The sequence below is a fragment of the Kitasatospora sp. NPDC001683 genome (assembly GCF_053596495.1).
This window is the reverse complement of record NZ_JBSFGK010000037.1, coordinates 47,548-66,795: the sequence shown is the minus strand read 5'-3', so window position 1 is coordinate 66,795 and position 19,248 is coordinate 47,548. Positions and strand designations below refer to the sequence as shown.

At 74.3% G+C, this 19,248-nt stretch carries 14 protein-coding genes; 13 read left to right on the top strand and 1 reads right to left on the bottom strand.

Annotation, left to right across the window (positions count from 1 at the left end; translation table 11 throughout):
* Positions 1-44 precede the first annotated feature (44 nt).
* From ACWCYO_RS21165 to ACWCYO_RS21130, 8 genes are all read left to right on the top strand, one after another.
* Positions 45-683 (top strand): response regulator, encoded by a 639-nt coding sequence (locus tag ACWCYO_RS21165; RefSeq protein ID WP_270143700.1) that lies wholly within the window; start codon positions 45-47, stop codon positions 681-683.
* Positions 684-832: 149 nt separating this feature from the next.
* Positions 833-3,508, top strand: a complete 2,676-nt coding sequence (locus ACWCYO_RS21160) for a DNA translocase FtsK (protein ID WP_449785079.1) — start codon at positions 833-835, stop codon at positions 3,506-3,508.
* Between the two features lie 260 nt (positions 3,509-3,768).
* Positions 3,769-4,629 (top strand): helix-turn-helix domain-containing protein, encoded by an 861-nt coding sequence (locus tag ACWCYO_RS21155; RefSeq protein ID WP_270143696.1) that lies wholly within the window; start codon positions 3,769-3,771, stop codon positions 4,627-4,629.
* A gap of 97 nt (positions 4,630-4,726) precedes the next feature.
* The gene (rimO, locus tag ACWCYO_RS21150) at positions 4,727-6,232 is read left to right on the top strand and encodes a 30S ribosomal protein S12 methylthiotransferase RimO (RefSeq protein WP_449785078.1); all 1,506 of its coding nucleotides are present in this window, start codon (positions 4,727-4,729) and stop codon (positions 6,230-6,232) included.
* On the top strand, positions 6,229-6,867 hold the full coding sequence (pgsA, locus tag ACWCYO_RS21145) for a CDP-diacylglycerol--glycerol-3-phosphate 3-phosphatidyltransferase (protein WP_270143692.1): 639 nt from the start codon (positions 6,229-6,231) through the stop codon (positions 6,865-6,867). The genes rimO and pgsA overlap by 4 nt, the downstream gene beginning before the upstream one ends.
* A gap of 17 nt (positions 6,868-6,884) precedes the next feature.
* The gene (locus ACWCYO_RS21140; RefSeq protein WP_270143689.1) at positions 6,885-7,367 is read left to right on the top strand and encodes a CinA family protein; all 483 of its coding nucleotides are present in this window, start codon (positions 6,885-6,887) and stop codon (positions 7,365-7,367) included.
* 304 nt (positions 7,368-7,671) lie between these two features.
* Positions 7,672-8,040, top strand: a complete 369-nt coding sequence (locus ACWCYO_RS21135; protein ID WP_030290911.1) for a helix-turn-helix domain-containing protein — start codon at positions 7,672-7,674, stop codon at positions 8,038-8,040.
* Positions 8,041-8,094: 54 nt separating this feature from the next.
* A complete protein-coding gene (locus ACWCYO_RS21130) occupies positions 8,095-8,394 on the top strand; it encodes a hypothetical protein (RefSeq protein WP_270143685.1) in 300 nt (99 codons plus the stop codon).
* Between the two features lie 89 nt (positions 8,395-8,483).
* Here ACWCYO_RS21130 and ACWCYO_RS21125 read toward each other — a convergent pair whose 3' ends face one another.
* Complete coding sequence (locus ACWCYO_RS21125) at positions 8,484-13,253, bottom strand: ATP-dependent helicase (protein ID WP_449785077.1); 4,770 nt, start codon at positions 13,251-13,253, stop codon at positions 8,484-8,486.
* A gap of 192 nt (positions 13,254-13,445) precedes the next feature.
* Here ACWCYO_RS21125 and ACWCYO_RS21120 point away from each other — a divergent pair, with 192 nt between their 5' ends.
* From ACWCYO_RS21120 to ACWCYO_RS21100, 5 genes are all read left to right on the top strand, one after another.
* Positions 13,446-14,993, top strand: coding sequence for a S8 family serine peptidase (locus tag ACWCYO_RS21120; protein ID WP_270143681.1), 1,548 nt, complete (start codon positions 13,446-13,448; stop codon positions 14,991-14,993).
* A 31-nt stretch (positions 14,994-15,024) separates the two neighbouring features.
* A complete protein-coding gene (locus tag ACWCYO_RS21115) occupies positions 15,025-15,219 on the top strand; it encodes a DUF3046 domain-containing protein (protein WP_153462919.1) in 195 nt (64 codons plus the stop codon).
* 36 nt (positions 15,220-15,255) lie between these two features.
* Positions 15,256-16,482 (top strand): AI-2E family transporter, encoded by a 1,227-nt coding sequence (locus ACWCYO_RS21110; protein ID WP_405000638.1) that lies wholly within the window; start codon positions 15,256-15,258, stop codon positions 16,480-16,482.
* Positions 16,483-16,693: 211 nt separating this feature from the next.
* Complete coding sequence (gene recA, locus ACWCYO_RS21105; protein WP_270143678.1) at positions 16,694-17,806, top strand: recombinase RecA; 1,113 nt, start codon at positions 16,694-16,696, stop codon at positions 17,804-17,806.
* 4 nt (positions 17,807-17,810) lie between these two features.
* Positions 17,811-18,911: a regulatory protein RecX gene (locus tag ACWCYO_RS21100; protein WP_449785076.1), complete on the top strand. Its 1,101-nt coding sequence runs from the start codon at positions 17,811-17,813 to the stop codon at positions 18,909-18,911.
* Positions 18,912-19,248 lie beyond the last annotated feature (337 nt).

The following is a 19,248-nucleotide window of genomic DNA, read 5'->3' as shown; positions in this document are numbered from 1 at the left end:
TGCCCACACCGGGCGGCAGGCAGGCGACAGGAGGGCGAGCCCCGATGCAGAAGGCGAAGATCCTCCTGGTCGACGACCGGCCGGAGAACCTCCTGGCGCTGGAGGCGATCCTGTCCGCCCTGGACCAGACGCTGGTGCGCGCCGCCTCCGGCGAGGAGGCGCTCAAGGCGCTGCTGACCGACGACTTCGCGGTGATCCTGCTGGACGTCCAGATGCCCGGGATGGACGGCTTCGAGACCGCCGCCCACATCAAGCGCCGCGAGCGCACCCGGGACATCCCGATCATCTTCCTGACCGCGATCAACCACGGCCCGCACCACACCTTCCGCGGCTACGCGGCGGGCGCGGTGGACTACATCTCCAAGCCCTTCGACCCGTGGGTGCTGCGCGCCAAGGTCTCGGTCTTCGTCGACCTGTACGTCAAGAACTGTCAGCTGAAGGAGCAGGCCGCGCTGCTGCGGCTGCAGCTGGAGGAGGGCGGCGGCGAGCAGCCGGCCCTCGGCGGGGCGCTGCTCGGCGAGCTGTCCGCGCGGCTGGCGGCGGTCGAGGAGCAGGCGGAGGCGCTGGGCAAGCAGCTGGACGGGTCCGAGGACGCCGGGGTGGCCGCCACCGCGGCGCACCTGGAGCGCAAGCTCGTCGGCCTGCGCCGGGCCCTGGACGCGATGCGCCCGGGCACCGCGTAGACCGACCGTCGGATGTTCACCCGTCCGGGTGGTTCTGTTGCTGCGGACGGGTGAAGGACGATCAGTGTGACGGTGTGTCTGCGACACGTCCGGGAGCCCCGGCTCGGCCGCGTGGGCACGGGTCGTCGACCCCGGTAGGCTGCTGACCCATGGCCACTCGTACGCCCGGAAACGCCGCACGCAAACCGAGTCCGGGACCGTCCAAGAAGGCCGCGGCCAAGGCCCCGGGCAAGCCGCCCGCCAAGAAGGCGGCCGCCCGCAGGGCCCCCGCGAAGAAGGCGGCCGCCAAGTCGGCCCCGCCACCCCCGCCGCGCCGGTCCGTGCTGATGAGCGCCCTCAACGCGCTCGCGAGCCCGATCGCCGCGATCTTCCGCGGCTTCGGCGACGGCGCCAAGAACCTCCACCCGGCCCACCGCAAGGACGGGCTCGGGCTGCTGCTGTTCGCGCTCGCGCTGGTGGTCGCCGCCGGCACCTGGTTCAGCTCGGAGGGCTGGCTGAACGGGGCGGCCACCGCCGTGGTGTCCGGGCTGTTCGGGCGGCTCGACGTGCTGGTGCCGTTCCTGCTGGCCGGGATGGCGATCCGGCTCTGGCGCCACCCGGAGCTGCCGGAGGCCAACGGCCGGATCGTGATCGGGCTGAGCACGCTGCTGATCGGCATCCTCGGCCTGGTCCACATCGGCTGCGGCGCGCCCTCGATGGGCAGCGGCGCCACCCGGATAAGGGCGGCCGGCGGGATCGTCGGCTGGGCCGCGTCCACCCCGATGATGGCCGCCGCCGGCGCGGTGCTGGCCGTGCCGCTGCTCCTGCTGCTGGCCTTCTTCGGCCTGCTGGTGGTCACCGCCACCCCGGTCAACCGGATCGGCGAGCGGGTGCGCGGGATGGGGATGAGGCTCGGCGTGGTCGAGCCCGGGCCCGAGGACGAGCTGCACCGGGGGCGTACGCCGGAGCGCGAGCTGTCCACCGATCCGCCGGAGGACGCCGACCCGGACGCGCTGCCCTTCACCGTGGACACCGACGGTGACGACCCGGGCGACGAGGTCGCCGCCCGCCGGCGCCGCCGCCGGCGCAAGCAGGCCGTCGAGGACGACGAGCCGGAGGCCGTCCGCGTCTCCCTGGACAAGGAACCGCTGGACCCGTACGCCACCCGCGACCTCGCCGCCGGCGCGGCCGCCGACCTGGACGGCGCACTGGTCTACGGCGTGCCCGCCTCCTCGGCGGTGGCGGACATGATGCACCAGGTCAAGGACCTCACCGCGGCGCCGGAGGAGCCCGCCGTCCCGGCCGCCCGCAGCGGCGGCCCGGGCGCGCCCGCGGAGCACGGCCCGGCGCCGGTGCGGATGGAGCAGCTCCAGCTCGGCGAGGGCGTCACCTACGCGCTGCCCTCGCTCGACCTGCTGGAGCGCGGCGGCCCGGCCAAGGCCCGCAGCGCCCTCAACGACGAGGTGGTCGCCCAGCTCACCGGCACCTTCGCCGAGTTCAAGGTGGACGCGAAGGTCACCGGCTTCACCCGCGGCCCGACGGTCACCCGCTACGAGGTCGAGCTCGGCCCGGCCGTCAAGGTGGAGCGGATCACCGCGCTCGCCAAGAACATCGCGTACGCGGTGGCCAGCCCGGACGTGCGGATCATCAGCCCGATCCCGGGCAAGTCCGCGGTCGGCATCGAGATCCCCAACCGGGACCGGGAGATGGTCAACCTCGGCGACCTGCTGCGCTCGCGCACGGCCGCCGAGGACACCCACCCGATGGTCGTCGGCATGGGCAAGGACGTCGAGGGCCACACCGTGATGGCCAACCTCGCCAAGATGCCGCACATCCTGGTGGCCGGTGCGACCGGCGCGGGCAAGTCGTCCTGCATCAACTGCCTGATCACCTCGATCCTCGCCCGGGCCACCCCGGACGAGGTGCGGATGGTGCTGGTCGACCCCAAGCGGGTCGAGCTGACCGCGTACGAGGGCATCCCGCACCTGATCACGCCGATCATCACCAACCCCAAGAAGGCCGCCGAGGCCCTCCAGTGGGTGGTGCGCGAGATGGACATGCGCTACGACGACCTCGCGGCGTACGGCTTCCGGCACGTGGACGACTTCAACGCGGCGGTGCGGGCCGGCAAGGTCACCCCGCCGCTGGGCAGCGAGCGGGAGCTCAGGCCGTACCCGTACCTGCTGGTGATCGTCGACGAGCTGGCCGACCTGATGATGGTCGCGCCGCGCGACGTCGAGGACTCGGTCGTCCGGATCACCCAGCTGGCCCGGGCGGCCGGCATCCACCTGGTGCTCGCCACCCAGCGGCCCTCGGTGGACGTGGTGACCGGTCTGATCAAGGCCAACGTGCCGTCCCGGCTGGCCTTCGCGACCTCCGCGATGGCCGACTCCCGGGTCATCCTGGACCAGCCCGGCGCGGAGAAGCTGATCGGCAAGGGCGACGCGCTGTTCCTGCCGATGGGCGCGAGCAAGCCGATCCGCATGCAGGGCGCGTTCGTCACCGAGGCGGAGATCGCCAGGGTGGTGCAGCACTGCAAGGACCAGCTGAGCGCCGTCTACCGGGACGACGTGATGGCCGGGGCCGGGCCGAAGAAGGAGATCGACGAGGAGATCGGCGACGACCTGGACCTGCTGATCCAGGCGGCCGAGCTGGTGGTCTCCACCCAGTTCGGGTCGACCTCGATGCTCCAGCGCAAGCTCCGGGTCGGCTTCGCCAAGGCGGGCCGGCTGATGGACCTGATGGAGTCGCGCGGCATCGTCGGTCCGAGCGAGGGCTCCAAGGCCCGCGACGTGCTGGTGAAGCCGGACGAGCTGGACGGGGTGCTGGTGACCCTGCGGGGCTGACGGGCCGTTGCTTCCGAGGGGTTCACTCGTTCGGGGGAGGGTAGGCGCGCTGGGGGGAACCGAATGCCCGTACGCCGCGTCACAGGCCGCGAAGCGCACCCCGGGGGCCGTGCGTGACCCCTGCTGACCGCCGGTCAGCGGGGGTGTGCCGCCGGTCGGAGTGGGCGCGTCGCATTCGGCCCGCTCCGCTTGAGAAACGATCCGCCCACGCCCCTAGACTGTTCCCCAGCAGGTGGCCATCCGCTCGAAAGGCGTGCCCCGTGACCATCGGCAAGTCCTCCGACCGCGAGAACGCCCCGTCACCCGTCGAGCCGACCGACGACGCCGTGCCGGCGGCCGATGCCCCGAGCATCGGCCGGGTGCTGTCCGCCGCCCGGATCGAGGCGGGACTCACGGTGGACCAGGTGAGTACCTCGACCCGGGTGCGGGTGCCGATCGTCCACGCCATCGAGGAGGACGACTTCGACCGCTGCGGCGGCGACTTCTACGCCCGCGGGCACATCCGGGCGATCGCCCAGGCGGTCGGCGCCGACGGCGAGGCGCTGGTCGCCCGCTACGACGCCGCGCACGGCGGCTCGCCGGCCTCCAAGCGCCCGGCCACCCAGCTGATCGACAGCGGCCCGATCAAGGTGCCCGGCCGCAGCCGGCCGAACTGGGCGGCGGCCATGGTCGCCGCGATCGTCGCGGTGGTCGCCCTGATCGGCTTCAACCTGGTGAGCGGCAAGAGCGGCCACACCGGCACCGGCTCCGCCAGCGCGCCGCTGCCCAGCGGCTCCGGCACCGGCTCGGTCGCCCCGGTCACGCCGACCGTCCAGCCGTCGGCGCCCGCGCCGAGCGCCGCGGCGATCGCCGCCGTCCCGGCCGACAAGGTCACCGTGAAGCTGGTCGCCCAGGGCACCAGCTGGGTCTCCGCAACGGACGGCAACGGCAAGTCGCTGTTCCAGAACAACATCAGCGACGGCCAGGACCAGACCTTCACCGACCCCAAGCAGATCAAGCTGGTGCTCGGCAACGGCGGGGCCGTGCACGCGTACGTCAACGGCAAGGACCTCGGCGTCCTCGGCAAGGACGGCCAGGTGGTGCACGTCACGTACACCCCCGGAGACCCGCAGGCGGGCTGACCACAGCGGCCCGCGGGGGCCGGTGATGATCAGCTGATCCGTGGCTCGCGGCCTCCGGGGCGAACGGCACCGGAGGCCGCGCGTTAATCTTGGGCCTATGCCTGAACGCCGCACTGTCGCCCTTGTCACGCTCGGATGCGCCCGCAACGAGGTGGACTCCGAGGAACTCGCCGGGCGACTGGAAGCCGACGGCTGGTTGCTCGTCGACGACGCCGCCGAGGCCGATGTCGCCGTCGTCAACACCTGTGGCTTCGTCGAAGCCGCCAAGAAGGACTCCGTCGACGCCCTGCTCGAGGCCAACGACCTCAAGGGGCACGGCCGCACCCAGGCCGTCGTCGCGGTCGGCTGCATGGCCGAGCGGTACGGCAAGGAGCTCGCCGACGCGCTGCCCGAGGCCGACGGGGTGCTCGGCTTCGACGACTACGCGGACATCTCCGACCGCCTGCAGACCATCCTCTCCGGCGGCCACCACGCCCCGCACATCCCGCGCGACCGCCGCAAGCTGCTGCCGATCAGCCCGGCCGAGCGGCAGTCCGCCGCCGAGGCCGTCGCACTGCCCGGCCACGGCGCCGAGGCCGCCGCCGAGCCGATCGCCGACCTGCCCGAGGGCCTCGCCCCGGCCTCCGGCCCGCGCACCCTGCGCAAGCGGCTGGACGACAGCCCGGTCGCCTCGGTCAAGCTCGCCTCCGGCTGCGACCGGCGCTGTTCCTTCTGCGCCATCCCGGCCTTCCGCGGCTCCTTCATCTCCCGCCGCCCCTCCGACGTGCTGCACGAGGCCCAGTGGCTGGCCGGGCAGGGCGTCCGCGAGATCGTCCTGGTCAGCGAGAACAACACCTCGTACGGCAAGGACCTCGGCGACATCCGGCTGCTGGAGACGCTGCTCGGCGAGATCGCCGCGATCGAGGGCGTCGAGCGGGTGCGGGTCTCCTACCTGCAGCCCGCCGAGATGCGCCCCGGCCTGATCGACGCGATGACCGGGACCGCAGACGTGGTGCCCTACTTCGACCTGTCCTTCCAGCACTCGGCGCCCGCCGTGCTGCGCCGGATGCGCCGCTTCGGCTCCACCGACCAGTTCCTGGAGCTGCTCGGGACCATCCGGGACAAGGCCCCGCAGGCCGGCGCCCGGTCCAACTTCATCGTCGGCTTCCCCGGTGAGACCGAGGAGGACTTCGCCGAGCTGGAGCGCTTCGTCACCCACGCCGGGCTGGACGCGATCGGCGTCTTCGGCTACTCCGACGAGGACGGCACCGAGGCCGCGACCTACGACGGCAAGCTGCCCGAGGAGGTCGTCGCCGAGCGGCTGGCCCGGCTGAGCCGGCTCGCCGAGGAGATGACCGCCCAGCGCGCCGAGCAGCGGATCGGCACCGAGGTCGAGGTGCTGATCGAGTCGATCGAGGACGGCGTGGTCGAGGGCCGCGCCGCCCACCAGGCCCCGGAGACCGACGGCCTGACCACCCTGCACGGCGTCGAGGACCCCGAGGTCGGGCAGTTCTGGCGGGCCACCGTGGTGGCCAGCGAGGGCGTCGACCTGATCGCCGAGGCGCTGGAACAGGTGCGACTGCCCGGGACCGCGGGAGCCGAGGCTCCGGGAGCCGGGGAATGACCAAGGGGCCCGGCGCCCCGGCCGCGGCCCACCCGGGCAGACCGGCGGCCGCCCTGCCGCCGGCGCCGGGTGTCTGGAACATCGCCAACGTGCTCACCATGGTCCGGCTGCTGCTGGTGCCGGTGTTCGTGGCGCTGCTGTTCGCCGACGGCGGGCACGACCCCAAGTGGCGTTCGGTCGCCTGGGCCTCCTTCGCCATCGCGATGATCACCGACCTGTTCGACGGCGAGCTCGCCCGCCGCAAGGGCCTGGTCACCGACTTCGGGAAGATCGCCGACCCGATCGCCGACAAGGCGATCATGGGCGCGGCGCTGATCGGCCTCTCGGTGCTCGGCGACCTGCCCTGGTGGGTCACCGTGGTGATCCTTGCCCGCGAGCTCGGCATCACCCTGATGCGCTTCTGGGTGATCCGCTTCGGGGTCATCCCGGCCAGCCGCGGCGGCAAGCTCAAGACGCTGACCCAGGGCATCGCGGTCGGCATGTACGTGCTGGACCTGCACGGGTGGCTGGCCACCGGGCGGGCGGTCCTGATGGGCCTGGCGGTGCTGCTGACCGTCGGCACCGCGCTGGACTACGTCGGGCAGGCGCTGCGACTGCGCCGCGAGGGCATGGCCGCGGAGCACGCGGACCGGTAGGGAACGGGAGACCTTCGGTGGGGGACTACGAGCTGGCCGAGCGGGTGCACGCCGCGCTGCGGGCCGAGGGCGGCACCCTGGCCGTCGCCGAGTCGCTGACCGGCGGGCTGCTGGCCGCCGCCCTGGTGGACGTCCCCGGGGCCTCCGCGACCTTCCGCGGGTCGGTCACCGCGTACGCGACCGAGCTGAAGGCCTCGGTGCTGGGGGTGGACGAAGGCCTGTTGGACGTGTACGGTCCGGTCCACCCGGTGGTGGCCCGGCAGATGGCCGAGGGCGTGCGCGGGCTGCTGGGGGCCACGTACGGGATCGCGACGACCGGGGTGGCCGGTCCTGAACCGCAGGACGGGCAGCCGGTGGGCACGGTACACCTGGCGGTCGCGGGCCCGGGGGGAACTCTGGTCAGTTCGCCCCTGCTGTCGGGCGCTCGTGCCACAATCCGTCACGGAGCGGTGACCGCCGCACTGGAGCTGCTCGTCGGCCGGCTCGACGGCCGGAACTGACGGACCTCCAGCGGACCGGGATCCGTCGAACCGGCGTACGGGTATGGCTCAGCTGGAGGATCGTGTTACATCCAACGGCCTGGTTGGGCAGAAACCAGGTGGCGAACGAGTTGCGTGACGGTGGCCGGGTGGGCCAGGTCGGGTACCACGAGGGGCCCGCGAACCCGGGTGCGACACCGGAACAAGGAGGGGGACGGCCTTGCAGCCCAGAGTGAACACGACCAGGGTCCCCGCACGCGAAGCGGGCAAGGCGGTACGGTGGGGGCGTGACATCTCGATCCGCAGTCCGAGGAGGGAGGCACCGATGATCCTGCTCCGTCGCCTACTGGGCGATGTACTGCGTCGGCAGCGCCAGCGCCAGGGCCGCACACTTCGCGAGGTGTCGGCAGCCGCCAGGGTTTCGCTCGGGTACCTCTCCGAGGTCGAGCGGGGACAGAAGGAGGCCTCCTCGGAGCTGCTCTCCGCCATCTGCGACGCACTCGACGTCCGGATGTCCGAGGTCATGCGCGAGGTCAGCGACGAACTGTCGCTCGCCGAACTTGCGGCGATGGCCACCCTCTCCGAAGGTGATCTGCTGAGGCCGGTACTCGAACCGGTTCCGCTGCCCGCCCCCGGCGCCGACCGGGCGAACATGTCGCCCAAGGCCGCCGCGATGGACGTGGTCGCCGCCTGATCCGGCCTCGACACCCGGGTTCCCGAAGCCCGGGGCGAGCGGAGGAGGGCGGTCGTGCGGAGACTCGCGACGGTGCGCACGGTGGCCCGAATACGGCTGTGGGCGCGGCGGTCGCTGCCGTGGCCGACCCGCTGGGTCCTGGTGGTCCTCGCGGCCGGGCTCGCCTGGTGGCTGATGGCCGTCCGCGGGCAGCTGACCGACGGCGCGGTGCTGGGGCTGCTGGCGGCCGGTGGCTGGGGGCTCGGTCTCATCCCGGTCCACGCCGACCGGAACGCGACCGGACCGCTGCGACGCCGACGCCGGCGCGAGGAGGCGGTGGGCCGGGTGGAGGCACAACCGCCGCCGATCGGGTGAATCGACGTGGCCGGAGGCCGCGGGGTCGTTGACTCCGCGGCCTCCCGGCTTTCCGCGGCCTCCCGGCTTTCCGGGGCCTTCGGGGCCCGCTACGGGCGCAGCCGGAGCCCGCGGGGGGTGGCGTGGAAGCCGGCCTCCTCCAGGGCGCGGCCGAGGTCGGAGCCCAGGGCGGGCTCGCCGTTGGCCCGCTCGACCATGACGCTGCCGAGCGCGCCCGCGCGGACCGCCCCGGCGAGCGCCCCGGCGGCCAGCGCGACCGTCGCCCCGTCCTCCGGCCAGGCCAGCAGGGACTTGCCGCCCCGCTCCACGTACAGCGCCAGCTCGCCGTCCACCAGAACCACCAGGGCGCCCGCCTTGCGGCCCGGGCGGTGCGCCCTGGGCTCCTTGGCCCCCGGGGCGGCGGGCGGCTCGGGCCAGGGCAGCGCGGCGCCGTAGGCGTTCGCCGGATCGGCGGCGGCCAGCACCAGCAGCTGCGGCGGCTCGGCGGCCGGCCCGGCCGGCCACTCGGTGGCGCGGGCCCGCTCCAGCCGGCCGTTGACCGAACGCAGCCGGTCGGCCGCGCCCTCCATGGCGAACTGGGCGCCGCCCAGGCCCTCGACGAAGTAGCCCCGGCGGGCCCGGCCGCGCTCCTCCATCGCGGCGAGCACCCGGTAGACCCCGGCGAAGCCGCCGGGCACCCGTTCGGCCGCCACCGTGCCGCGGGTGAGCAGGCCGTGCCGGTCCAGCAGGCTCTGCGCCTGGGCGGTGGCCCGGACCGTCGGATCGGCGGCGAAGGCGGGCAGCAGCGACCAGCGCCCGGCCACCGTCGGCGGGCCGCTGCGCAGGGCGCCGCCGGGCCGGCCGAAGGCGCGGCCGGCGCCGCCGTAGCGGCCGCGCGGGGTGGCCCGGGTCGCCCGGTGGGCGGTGGCGCCGGGCGTCCGGCCGGAGCCGAGCAGGGCGCGCAGCGGGGCCAGGGTGTCATTGCTGACGTACCCGGCCCAGACCAGGTCCCAGAGGGCCTCGACCACCTCCGGTTCCGGCGTCTCCTCCGGCAGCTGCTGGACGAGCTGGCGGAAGAACAGGCCGTAGCCGCCGGCGAGTGCCTGCAGCAGAGCGCTGTGCAGCGGGGTGAGCGCGGGCGGCACGGGCTCGGGGCGCAGCAGGTGGGCGTTCTCGGCCAGGTGCAGGCTGAGCCAGCCGTCCTTGCCGGGCAGCGCGCCCGCACCGCACCAGCCGATCTCGCCGGCCGCCATCAGCTCGTCCAGCAGACCGGGCGAGTAGTCGCCGAGCCGGGCCGGGAGGATCAGCTTCTCCAGGGCCGAGGCGGGCAGGGCGGTGCCCTGGAGCTGTTCGACCACCCGGAGCAGGCCGTCCGGGCCGCGCAGCCGGTGCCCGGCCAGGTGCTGCCACTGCGGCAGGAAGGCGGCCAGGGCGCGCGGCGGGACGGGTTCGACCTCCTGGCGCAGGGCGGCCAGCGAGCGGCGGCGCAGCCGGCGCAGCACCTCGGCGTCGCACCACTCGGGGGCGGTGTGCCACTCGGGGTCGGTCTGGCCTCCGGCCGGCCGGAACTGGCCCTGGACCAGGCGGCCGGCCGCGGTGAGGCGCTGCAGGGTGCCGGTGACGACGGCGGTGCCCAGGCCGTAGCGGGCGCCGGCCTCGGCGGCGGTGAACGGGCCGTGGGTGCGGGCGTGCCGGGCGAGCAGGTCGCCCAGCGGGTCCTTGACCGGCTCGGTGAAGGCCTCGGGGACGCCGACCGGCAGCGGGGTGCCGAGCGCGTCGCGCAGCCGTCCGGCGTCCTCGATCGCGGCCCAGCGCTGCTCGCCGGCGATCCGGACCTGGATCACCCTGCGGGCGGCCTCCAGCTCCAGGGCCCAGAGCGGCTCGGCGCCGCGGACGGTCAACTCGGCCTCGGTGAGCGGGCCGAGCAGGCGCAGCGCGTCGGCGACGCCCTCGGCGTCCTTGATCCGGCGCTCGGGGGTGAGGCGTTGGAGCTCGGCCTCCAGCTCGGCGAGCACCTGCGGGTCGAGCAGTTCGCTCAGTTCGGCCTGGCCGAGGAGCTCGGACAGCAGCCGGGAGTCGAGCGAGAGGGCGGCGGCCCGGCGTTCGGCGAGCGGGGAGTCGCCCTCGTAGAGGAACTGGGCGACGTAGCCGAACAGCAACGAGCGGGCGAAGGGCGAGGGTTCGGGGGTGGTGACCTCGACCAGGCGGACGGCGCGGGATTCGAGGTCCCCCATCAGCTCGACCAGGCCGGGGACGTCGAAGACGTCCTGCAGGCACTCGCGGACAGCCTCCAGGACGATCGGGAACGAGCCGTACTCGGAGGCGACTTCGAGCAGCTGGGCGGCGCGCTGGCGCTGCTGCCAGAGCGGGGTGCGGCGGCCGGGGTTGCGGCGGGGGAGCAGCAGGGCGCGGCCGGCGCACTCGCGGAAGCGGGAGGCGAACAGGGCGGAGCCGCCGACCTGTTCGGTGACCAGCTGCTCGATCTCGGTGGAGTCGAACAGCGCGGCGTCGGCGCCGACCGGGGCCTCGTCCGGGGCCGAACCGGCGGGTTGTGACGGGCTGCTGAAATCGAAGTCGGGGGAGAGCAGGTCCGCGTCGGGCAGGCGGAGCACGATGCCGTCGTCGGCGTGCATGACCTGCGGGTCCAGGCCGTGCTTCTCGCGCAGCCGGGCGCCGAGGGCGAGTGCCCAGGGGGCGTGCACCTGGGCGCCGAAGGGGGAGTGGATGACGATCCGCCAGTCGCCGAGCTCGTCCCGGAAGCGCTCGACCACGATGGTGCGGTCGTCCGGGAGGTGGCCGCAGGCGGCCCGTTGCTCGGCGAGGTAGTCCAGCAGGTTGGCGGCGGCCCAGTCGTCCAGGCCGGCCTGCTTGAGGCGCTCGGTGGCGGCCTCGGGCTGGAGGGTGCCCAGCTCGCGGGTGAACGCGCCGAGGGCGCGGCCGAGTTCGAGCGGGCGGCCGAGGGTGTCGCCCTTCCAGAACGGGAGCCGGCCGGGGACGCCGGGGGCGGGGGTGACCAGCACCTTGTCGTGGGTGATCTCCTCGATCCGCCAGGAGGTGGTGCCGAGGGTGAACACGTCGCCGACGCGGGACTCGTAGACCATCTCCTCGTCGAGTTCGCCGACCCTGCCACCGCCCTTCTTGGGGTCAGCCCCGGCGATGAAGACGCCGAACAGGCCGCGGTCGGGGATGGTGCCGCCGGAGGTGACGGCCAGGCGCTGGGCGCCGGGGCGGCCGGTCACCGTGCCGGCCACCCGGTCCCAGACCAGCCGGGGGCGCAACTCGGCGAAGGCGTCCGAGGGGTAGCGGCCGGCCAGCATGTCGAGCACGGCGTCGAAGGCGGACTGCGGGAGGGTGGCGAAGGGCGCGGCGCGGCGGACCACGGCGAGCAGCTCGTCCACCGGCCAGGCGTCCAGCGCCGTCATCGCGACCAGCTGCTGGGCGAGCACGTCCAGCGGGTTGCGCGGGATGCGCAGCGCCTCGATCCGGCCCGCCCGCATCCGCTCGGTGACCACGGCGGACTGCACCAGGTCCCCCCGGTACTTGGGGAAGAACACGCCGGTGGAGACGGCGCCGACCTGGTGGCCCGCCCGGCCGACCCGCTGCAGGCCGGAGGCGACCGAGGGCGGGGACTCGACCTGGACGACGAGTTCGACGGCGCCCATGTCGATGCCGAGCTCCAGACTGGAGGTGGCGACCACGGCGGGCAGCCGACCGGCCTTCAACTCCTCCTCGACGAGGGAGCGTTGCTCCTTGGAGACGGAACCGTGATGGGCCCGGGCGATGACCGCGGGCGCGCCCTTGGCGGCGCCCGAGCCGCCCATCAGCTGGGCCGGGGCGTGCGCCTCGGGGAAGACGGCGCCGGTGGCGCGCTCGTGGGCGATCTCGTTCAGCCGGTTGCACAGGCGCTCGGCCAGGCGGCGGGAGTTGGCGAAGACGATGGTCGAGCGGTGCGCCTCGACCAGGTCGACGATCCGCTCCTCGACGTGCGGCCAGATCGAGGCTCCCCCGGCCTGGCGGCTGGGAGGTGCCCCCAGGCGCTGCGGGTCGGAGTCGGCGGCGCCGCCGGTGGCCGGGGCGGCGGGCAGGTCGTCCAGGTCGGGGACCGGGACGACCACCGAGAGGTCGAACTCCTTGGCGGAGGCGGGCTGGACGACGGCGGCGCCGCGCTGGGGGCTGAGGAAGCGGGCCACCTCCTCGACCGGGCGGACCGTCGCGGACAGGCCGATCCGGCGGGCCGGGCGGTCCAGTAGCTCGTCCAGCCGCTCCAGGCTGAGCGCGAGGTGGGCGCCGCGCTTGGTGCCGGCGACGGCGTGGACCTCGTCCAGGATCACCGTGTCGATGCCCCGGAGTGCCTCCCGGGAGGCGGAGGTGAGCAGCAGGAAGAGCGACTCGGGGGTGGTGATCAGGATGTCCGGCGGGTGGGTCGCGAAGCGGCGGCGGTCGGCGGCCGGGGTGTCGCCGGAGCGGATGGCGACCTGGACCTCGGGCTCGGGCAGGCCGAGCCGGACGGCGGCCTGGCGCAGGCCGGTCAGCGGGGCGCGCAGGTTCCGCTCGACGTCCACGGCGAGGGCCTTGAGCGGGGAGACGTAGAGCACCCGGCAGCGGCGCTTGGGCTCGGCCGGGGGCGGGGTGCTGCTGAGCCGGTCGAGCGCGGAGAGGAAGGCGGCGAGCGTCTTGCCGGAGCCGGTGGGGGCGACCACCAGGACGTCGGTCTCCCGCTGGATGGCGCGCCAGGCCTCGGCCTGGGCGGTGGTGGGGGCGGAGAAGGCGCCGGTGAACCAGGCCCGGGTGGCCGGGGCGAAGCCGGCCAGCGGGTCGGCGGGCCCGGGGGCGTCGGGCCCGGGGGAGCCGGCGGGCGGGTTCGGGTGCTGGGGCGCCATGCCCCCATGGTGCCGGGTGGGACTGACAAGCGGGGGTGGGGCGCGAGGAGGGTGTAGCTGCGGGAGCGGGAATGATGATCCGCTCATATGGTGAGGAATCGGACGCGTGATCAATCCGTGACCGTGGCTGTGACGGCAGTCGAACGGCTGCCCGGCCGGAACCTCGACGGACCGACGAGCGGAGAGCGTGGGATGGCGCAGGCGCACCAGTCCGGCGGTCCCGGCCGCGCCGGCCGCCGACGCCGGGTCTGCGGGCCGGCCCGGGCGCTGCTCGCGATGCTGCTCACCGCCCTGGTGGTCGGCGGCGCCGTGCCGTACGTGTCGGGGCCCGGACGGGCGTACCTCAGCTACCTGGTGCTGGCCGCGCGGGAGGACGCCGCCGGCGCGGCCCGGGCCGGGGCGGAGAGCCTGGCGGCGGGCGGACGGGTGGTGCAGGAGTACCCGCAGATCGGCGCGGTGCTGGCGTACGCGACCGGCGGCTTCGCGGACCGGGTGCGGAACAGGCCGGGGATCGCCGCGGTCGGGGCGACCCGGACGGCTCCGGTGGTGGGGCCGCCGCGGGCGGTGGACGGGGCCGGGGACTTCGCGGCGGGGGTGCGGCGCGGGGGCTCGGACGGGTGGGGCGGGGGATCCGGGCGTTCGGACGGGGCTTCGGACGGGCGGGTCAGGGGGACGGCCACGGTGCCCGATCCGGGGGAGGGCGGGGCCTGGAACCTCGCCATGCTGCACCAGGGGGCGGGGCCGGGGTCGACCGGTGACGGCGCCGGCGGCGTGCCGGGCCCGGAGGCGATGCGCAAGGTGCTGGTCGCGGTGCTGGACTCGGGCGTGGACGACACCCACCCGGACCTGCGGGCGGCCGTCGACCCGAAGGCCTCGGCCTCCTGCGCCGACGGTCGGCCGGACGCGCGCACCGGTGCCTGGCGGCCGGAGCCCGGGGTGGAGGAGGGCGGGCACGGCACCCACGTCGCCGGGATCATCGGCGCGGCCCGGGACGGGCAGGGCGTCACCGGCGTCGCCCCGGGGGTGCAGATCGCCGCCGTCCGGCTGCTCGGGCCGCTCGGGCAGTACTACGCGGAGAACATCGTGTGCGGCATGCTCTGGGCGGCCGACCACGGGGCCAAGGCGATCAACGACAGCTACTTCGCCGACCCGTGGAAGTACAACTGCCCCGGGGACCGGGACCAGGCGGCGCTGATCGCGGCCGTCGGCCGGGCCGTCGGGTACGCCCAGCGCAAGGGCGCGGTGGTGGTCGCCTCGGCCGGCAACGACGGGCAGGACCTCGGCGCGGCCCGGACCGACGAACGCAGCCCCAACGACCGGGGCTCCGGACCGGCCCGCACCCGCTACCTGGGCACCGAGTGCATCCGCCTTCCCGGCCAGCTGCCCGGCGTCGTCACCGTCACCGCCGTCAACCGGGACGGCCGTCCGTCCTCGTACACCAACTACGGGCGCGGTCTGGTCTCGCTGGCCGCCCCGGGCGGGGACCCGGACGGCGGGGCGCAGGGGGCGGTCGTCTCGGACTGGCCGGGTGGGCAGTACGCGGCGCTGGCGGGGACGTCGATGGCGGCGGCGCACGTGACGGGGGCGGTGGCGATCGCGGCGGCGCTGCATCCGGACTTCGGGTCGGCGCAGCTCGCCGACCTGCTGGCGAGCACGGCGGTGGCGGCGTGTCCGGCGGGGCCGCGGGGGTGCGGGGACCGGCAGTACTTCGGGGCGGGACTGGTGGCACTGCCCCGGTAGCGGGACCGGCGGGTCCGGGATACTGGGAGGCATGAGGCTGACCGAGTTCTGGCGACGGATGTACGCGCACTTCGGCGAGGCGTACGCGGAGTCCTTCGCGTCCGACCACGTGATGAGCGAGTTGGGCGGGCGGACGGTGCGCCAGGCGCTGGACGCGGGCTGGGAGGCCAAGGACGTCTGGCGGGTGGTCTGCGAGACCCAGGGGGTTTCGGCGCTGCTGCGCTGAGCACCTGACGCCGGGGTGGTGGGACAGACTGTCCGGGTGACTACGAACGGAGAGCGGGAGAGCCTCGGCGGGGCGGTGCGGGGCGCCGAGGGCGAACGGACCGGGCGGGGCGGGGCGCTGTGGGGCGGGATGCCGCCCTGGCTGCCCCGGGCGATGGTGCTGTTCCTGGTGCTGGTCGGGCTGTTCCAGCTCGCCGACTGGGCGTTCCGGCAGCTGATCGACCTGTTCGTGATGCTGCTGGTGGCGTTCTTCCTCTCGCTGGCGCTGGAGCCGGCGGTGGACCGGATGGCGGCGCGCGGGGTGCGCCGGGGGGTGGCCACCTTCCTGGTGTTCGTGGCGGTCGGGGTCGCGGTGGTGGGGTTCCTCGCCGCGCTCGGCACGCTGTTGGTGGACCAGGTGGCGAAGATCGCCGGGGACCTGCCGCACCTGGTCGACAACCTGATCGGCTGGGTCAACCGGACCTTCCATCAGGAACTGTCGCTGGGGGAGCTGCAGAAGCGGCTGCTGAAGGACTCCGGGACGATCGAGGGGTACGCCCAGCAGGCCGCGGACAACGTCTGGGGCGTCTCCTCGACCCTGATCGGCGGGCTGTTCCAGACGTTCACCGTGGGGCTGTTCACCTTCTACTTCACCGCCGAGGGCCCGCGGGTCCGGCGGACGGTCTGTTCGCTGCTGCCGCCCGACAAGCAGGGCGAGGTGCTGCGGGCCTGGGAGATCGCGCTCGTCAAGACCGGCGGCTACCTGTACTCACGGGCCGTGCTGGCGGTGGTGTCGGCGGCCGGGCACTGGGTGATGTTCGCGCTGATCGACCTGCCGTACTCGGCCGCGCTGGCGATCTGGGTCGGCGTCATGTCGCAGTTCGTGCCGACCATCGGGACGTACCTGGCGGGTGCGCTGCCGGTGCTGGTGGCGCTCACCGAGGAGCCGGTGGACGCGCTGTGGGTGCTCGTGTTCACGGTGGTCTACCAGCAGGTCGAGAACTACGTGCTGCACCCGAGGATCACCGCCAGGACGGTGGACGTGCACCCGGCGGTGGCCTTCGGCGCGGTGATCGCGGGCGCGGCGCTGCTGGGTGCGGTGGGCGCGCTGATCGCGATCCCGGCGGCGGCGACCCTGCAGGGCTTCGTCGGGACGTACGTGCGGCGGTACGAGGTGGCCACCGATCCGCGGATCGACCGGGGGGAGCAGCGGCGGGCCCGCCGGGAGCTGCGCCGGGAGGCGGCGCGGCGGCTGCGCCGGATGGTCGGCGGCGACGGGGAGTGACGGACGGTGCGGGGCGGGCGGCGGGGAGTGACCCCGCCGACCCGCCCCGCGGCGTGTTCGGACCTGTGAGGCTTGAATCGAACAGATGTTCTTTTGTACTCTCCGGCGAGGAGTTTTCCACAGGCCGAGCCGGGTGGGGCTCGTTTGTCAGTGGGACGCGCTAGCGTCGATGACGATGAAGCGCACAGCACAGAACCCGAGGGAAAAAGCCATGGCAGGTACGGACCGCGAGAAGGCCCTGGAGACCGCACTCGCCCAGATCGAGCGGCAGTTCGGCAAGGGCTCGGTGATGCGCCTCGGTGAGAAGGCGAACGAGCCGGTCGAGGTGATCTCCACCGGGTCGACCGCCCTGGACGTCGCCCTCGGGGTCGGCGGCATCCCGCGCGGCCGAGTGATCGAGATCTACGGCCCCGAGTCGTCGGGCAAGACCACCCTGACCCTGCACCTGGCCGCCAACGCCCAGCGGGCCGGCGGCACGGTCGCCTTCGTCGACGCGGAGCACGCGCTCGACCCCGAGTACGCCAAGAAGCTCGGCGTGGACACCGACGCCCTGCTGGTCAGCCAGCCGGACACCGGTGAGCAGGCCCTGGAGATCACCGACATGCTGATCCGCTCCGGCGCGATCGACCTGGTGATCATCGACTCGGTCGCGGCGCTCGTCCCGCGCGCCGAGATCGAGGGCGAGATGGGTGACTCGCACGTCGGTCTGCAGGCCCGTCTGATGAGCCAGGCGCTGCGCAAGATCGCCGGTGCGCTGAACCAGTCGAACACCACCGCCATCTTCATCAACCAGCTGCGCGAGAAGATCGGCGTGATGTTCGGCTCGCCGGAGACCACGACCGGTGGCCGGGCGCTGAAGTTCTACGCCTCGGTCCGCCTGGACATCCGCCGGATCGAGACCCTGAAGGACGGCACCGAGGCGGTCGGCAACCGCACCCGCGTCAAGGTCGTCAAGAACAAGGTCGCCGCGCCGTTCAAGCAGGCCGAGTTCGACATCCTCTACGGAATCGGCATCAGCCGCGAGGGCGGCCTGATCGACATGGGCGTCGAGCACGGCTTCATCCGCAAGTCCGGCGCCTGGTACACCTACGAGGGCGACCAGCTCGGCCAGGGCAAGGAGAACGCCCGCAACTTCCTGCGGGACAACCCGCAGCTCGCCGACGAGATCGAGCGGAAGATCAAGGGCAAGCTCGGCATCGGCCCGAAGACCGAGGAGTCGCCCGAGAACGCGCCGGAGGCCGCCGTCGACGGCGCCGCGAAGCCGATCACCGCGACCGCCGCCAAGACGGCCGCGGCGAAGAAGACGGCGGCGGCCAAGGCCTGAGCCGTTGACGCAGTACGACACGGTGGGCGGCGGCCCGGTGGGCCCCGAGGACGACGACTACGGGCCGCCGGACTGGTTCGCCGCCGTCGCGGAGGAGCCGGAGTCCGGGCCGGAGCCGGTGTTCGAGTCGGCGCCGGCGCGCTCGCGGTCCCGCAGGGGGCGGTGGGAGCGCGCGGCCACCACGCAGTGGGAATCCGGGCCGTGGGCATCCGGGCCGTGGGACTCCGGCCCGGAGCCGGAGTCCGATCGCGCTCCGGTCCGGGTGGCGCGCGGCGCGGCGCCCGGACCGGCTCCTGAACGGGAACGGCCGGCGCGGACCCCGGTCGAGGAGCTCGGCCTGGTCTCCGCCTCCGAGCTGCCCGCCGGCCGCCGTCGGCGCCGCTCGGCACTGGCGGCCGAGGATCCGGAGGTCGGGGGCGACGGCCTGCCCACGCGCCGGGATCAGGGCGAGGCCGAGGCGGCCGGTCACGGGGGTGTGGCCGCCTCGCCCGCCCGAGCGCGCCGCGGCAGTCGGAGCGCACGCTCCGGCGAGGGACTACCGGGCGAGGGACTGCCCGGCGAGGAGGCGAGCGCTGCCCGTACCTCCCGCAAGCGGGCCGAGGAGGAGGCCGACCCGGAGAGCCGCGCCCGGGACATCTGCCTGCGGCTGCTCACCGGCGCGGCCAAGTCCCGCAAGCAGCTCGCCGACGCCCTGCGCAAAGGGGAGATCCCGGAGGACGTCGCCGAGCAGGTGCTCACCCGGCTGGAGGAGGTCGGGCTGATCGACGACGCCGCCTTCGCCGCGGCCTGGGTGGAGTCCCGGCACGCCGTCCGGGGCCTGTCCCGACGGGCACTGGCCCAGGAGCTGCGTACCAAGGGCGTGGCCGCCGACCTGGTCGAACAGGCTGTCGCCCAGCTCGACCACGACGACGAGACGGACGCGGCCCGGGCGCTGGTCGAGCGCAAGCTGCGGTCCACCCGGGGGCTGGACCCGCAGGTCCGCACCCGGCGGCTGGTCGGGATGCTGGCCCGGCGCGGCTACTCCGAGGGGCTGGCCTTCCGGGTGGTGCGCGGCGCGCTGGAGGAGGAGGCGGCCGGCGAACCGTCCGGTACCGGATGGGAGTAGCGGCCGCTCCGGCCCGCTCTTGGCCCGCACCGGGGAGAGTCTTGACCCTTTCGTGACCCGCACCTAGCCTCGCACTCAGTGCGGGGCCGTGGCCGGACGGCGCCCCCGCAGGGAGGGCGCGCGCGGCGACGGCCCGCGCAGTGACGGGGAGTGGGGCGTATGCGGACTTCGCCCGGCGGCACGGGGAGTCCGACGAGGTGGTGCACGCGATCGCCGCGCACCACGGCGAGGGAGCCGCGTACCGTGACGGCCGTGCTGACCCAGGCCGCGGACGCCTGCTCGGGCGGGCGGCCGGGGGCGCGCAAGGAGTCGCTGGAGCTGTACGTGCGGCGGCTGG

Excerpts from the sequence above, each read along its gene's own strand:
- ACWCYO_RS21165 (WP_270143700.1), top strand. The coding sequence starts at position 45 with ATGCAGAAGGCGAAGATCCTCCTGGTCGACGACCGGCCGGAGAACCTC.
- ACWCYO_RS21160 (WP_449785079.1), top strand. The coding sequence starts at position 833 with ATGGCCACTCGTACGCCCGGAAACGCCGCACGCAAACCGAGTCCGGGA.
- rimO (WP_449785078.1), top strand. The coding sequence starts at position 4,727 with ATGCCTGAACGCCGCACTGTCGCCCTTGTCACGCTCGGATGCGCCCGC.
- pgsA (WP_270143692.1), top strand. The coding sequence starts at position 6,229 with ATGACCAAGGGGCCCGGCGCCCCGGCCGCGGCCCACCCGGGCAGACCG.
- ACWCYO_RS21135 (WP_030290911.1), top strand. The coding sequence starts at position 7,672 with ATGATCCTGCTCCGTCGCCTACTGGGCGATGTACTGCGTCGGCAGCGC.
- ACWCYO_RS21125 (WP_449785077.1), bottom strand. The coding sequence starts at position 13,253 with ATGGCGCCCCAGCACCCGAACCCGCCCGCCGGCTCCCCCGGGCCCGAC.
- ACWCYO_RS21120 (WP_270143681.1), top strand. The coding sequence starts at position 13,446 with ATGGCGCAGGCGCACCAGTCCGGCGGTCCCGGCCGCGCCGGCCGCCGA.
- ACWCYO_RS21115 (WP_153462919.1), top strand. The coding sequence starts at position 15,025 with ATGAGGCTGACCGAGTTCTGGCGACGGATGTACGCGCACTTCGGCGAG.
- recA (WP_270143678.1), top strand. The coding sequence starts at position 16,694 with ATGGCAGGTACGGACCGCGAGAAGGCCCTGGAGACCGCACTCGCCCAG.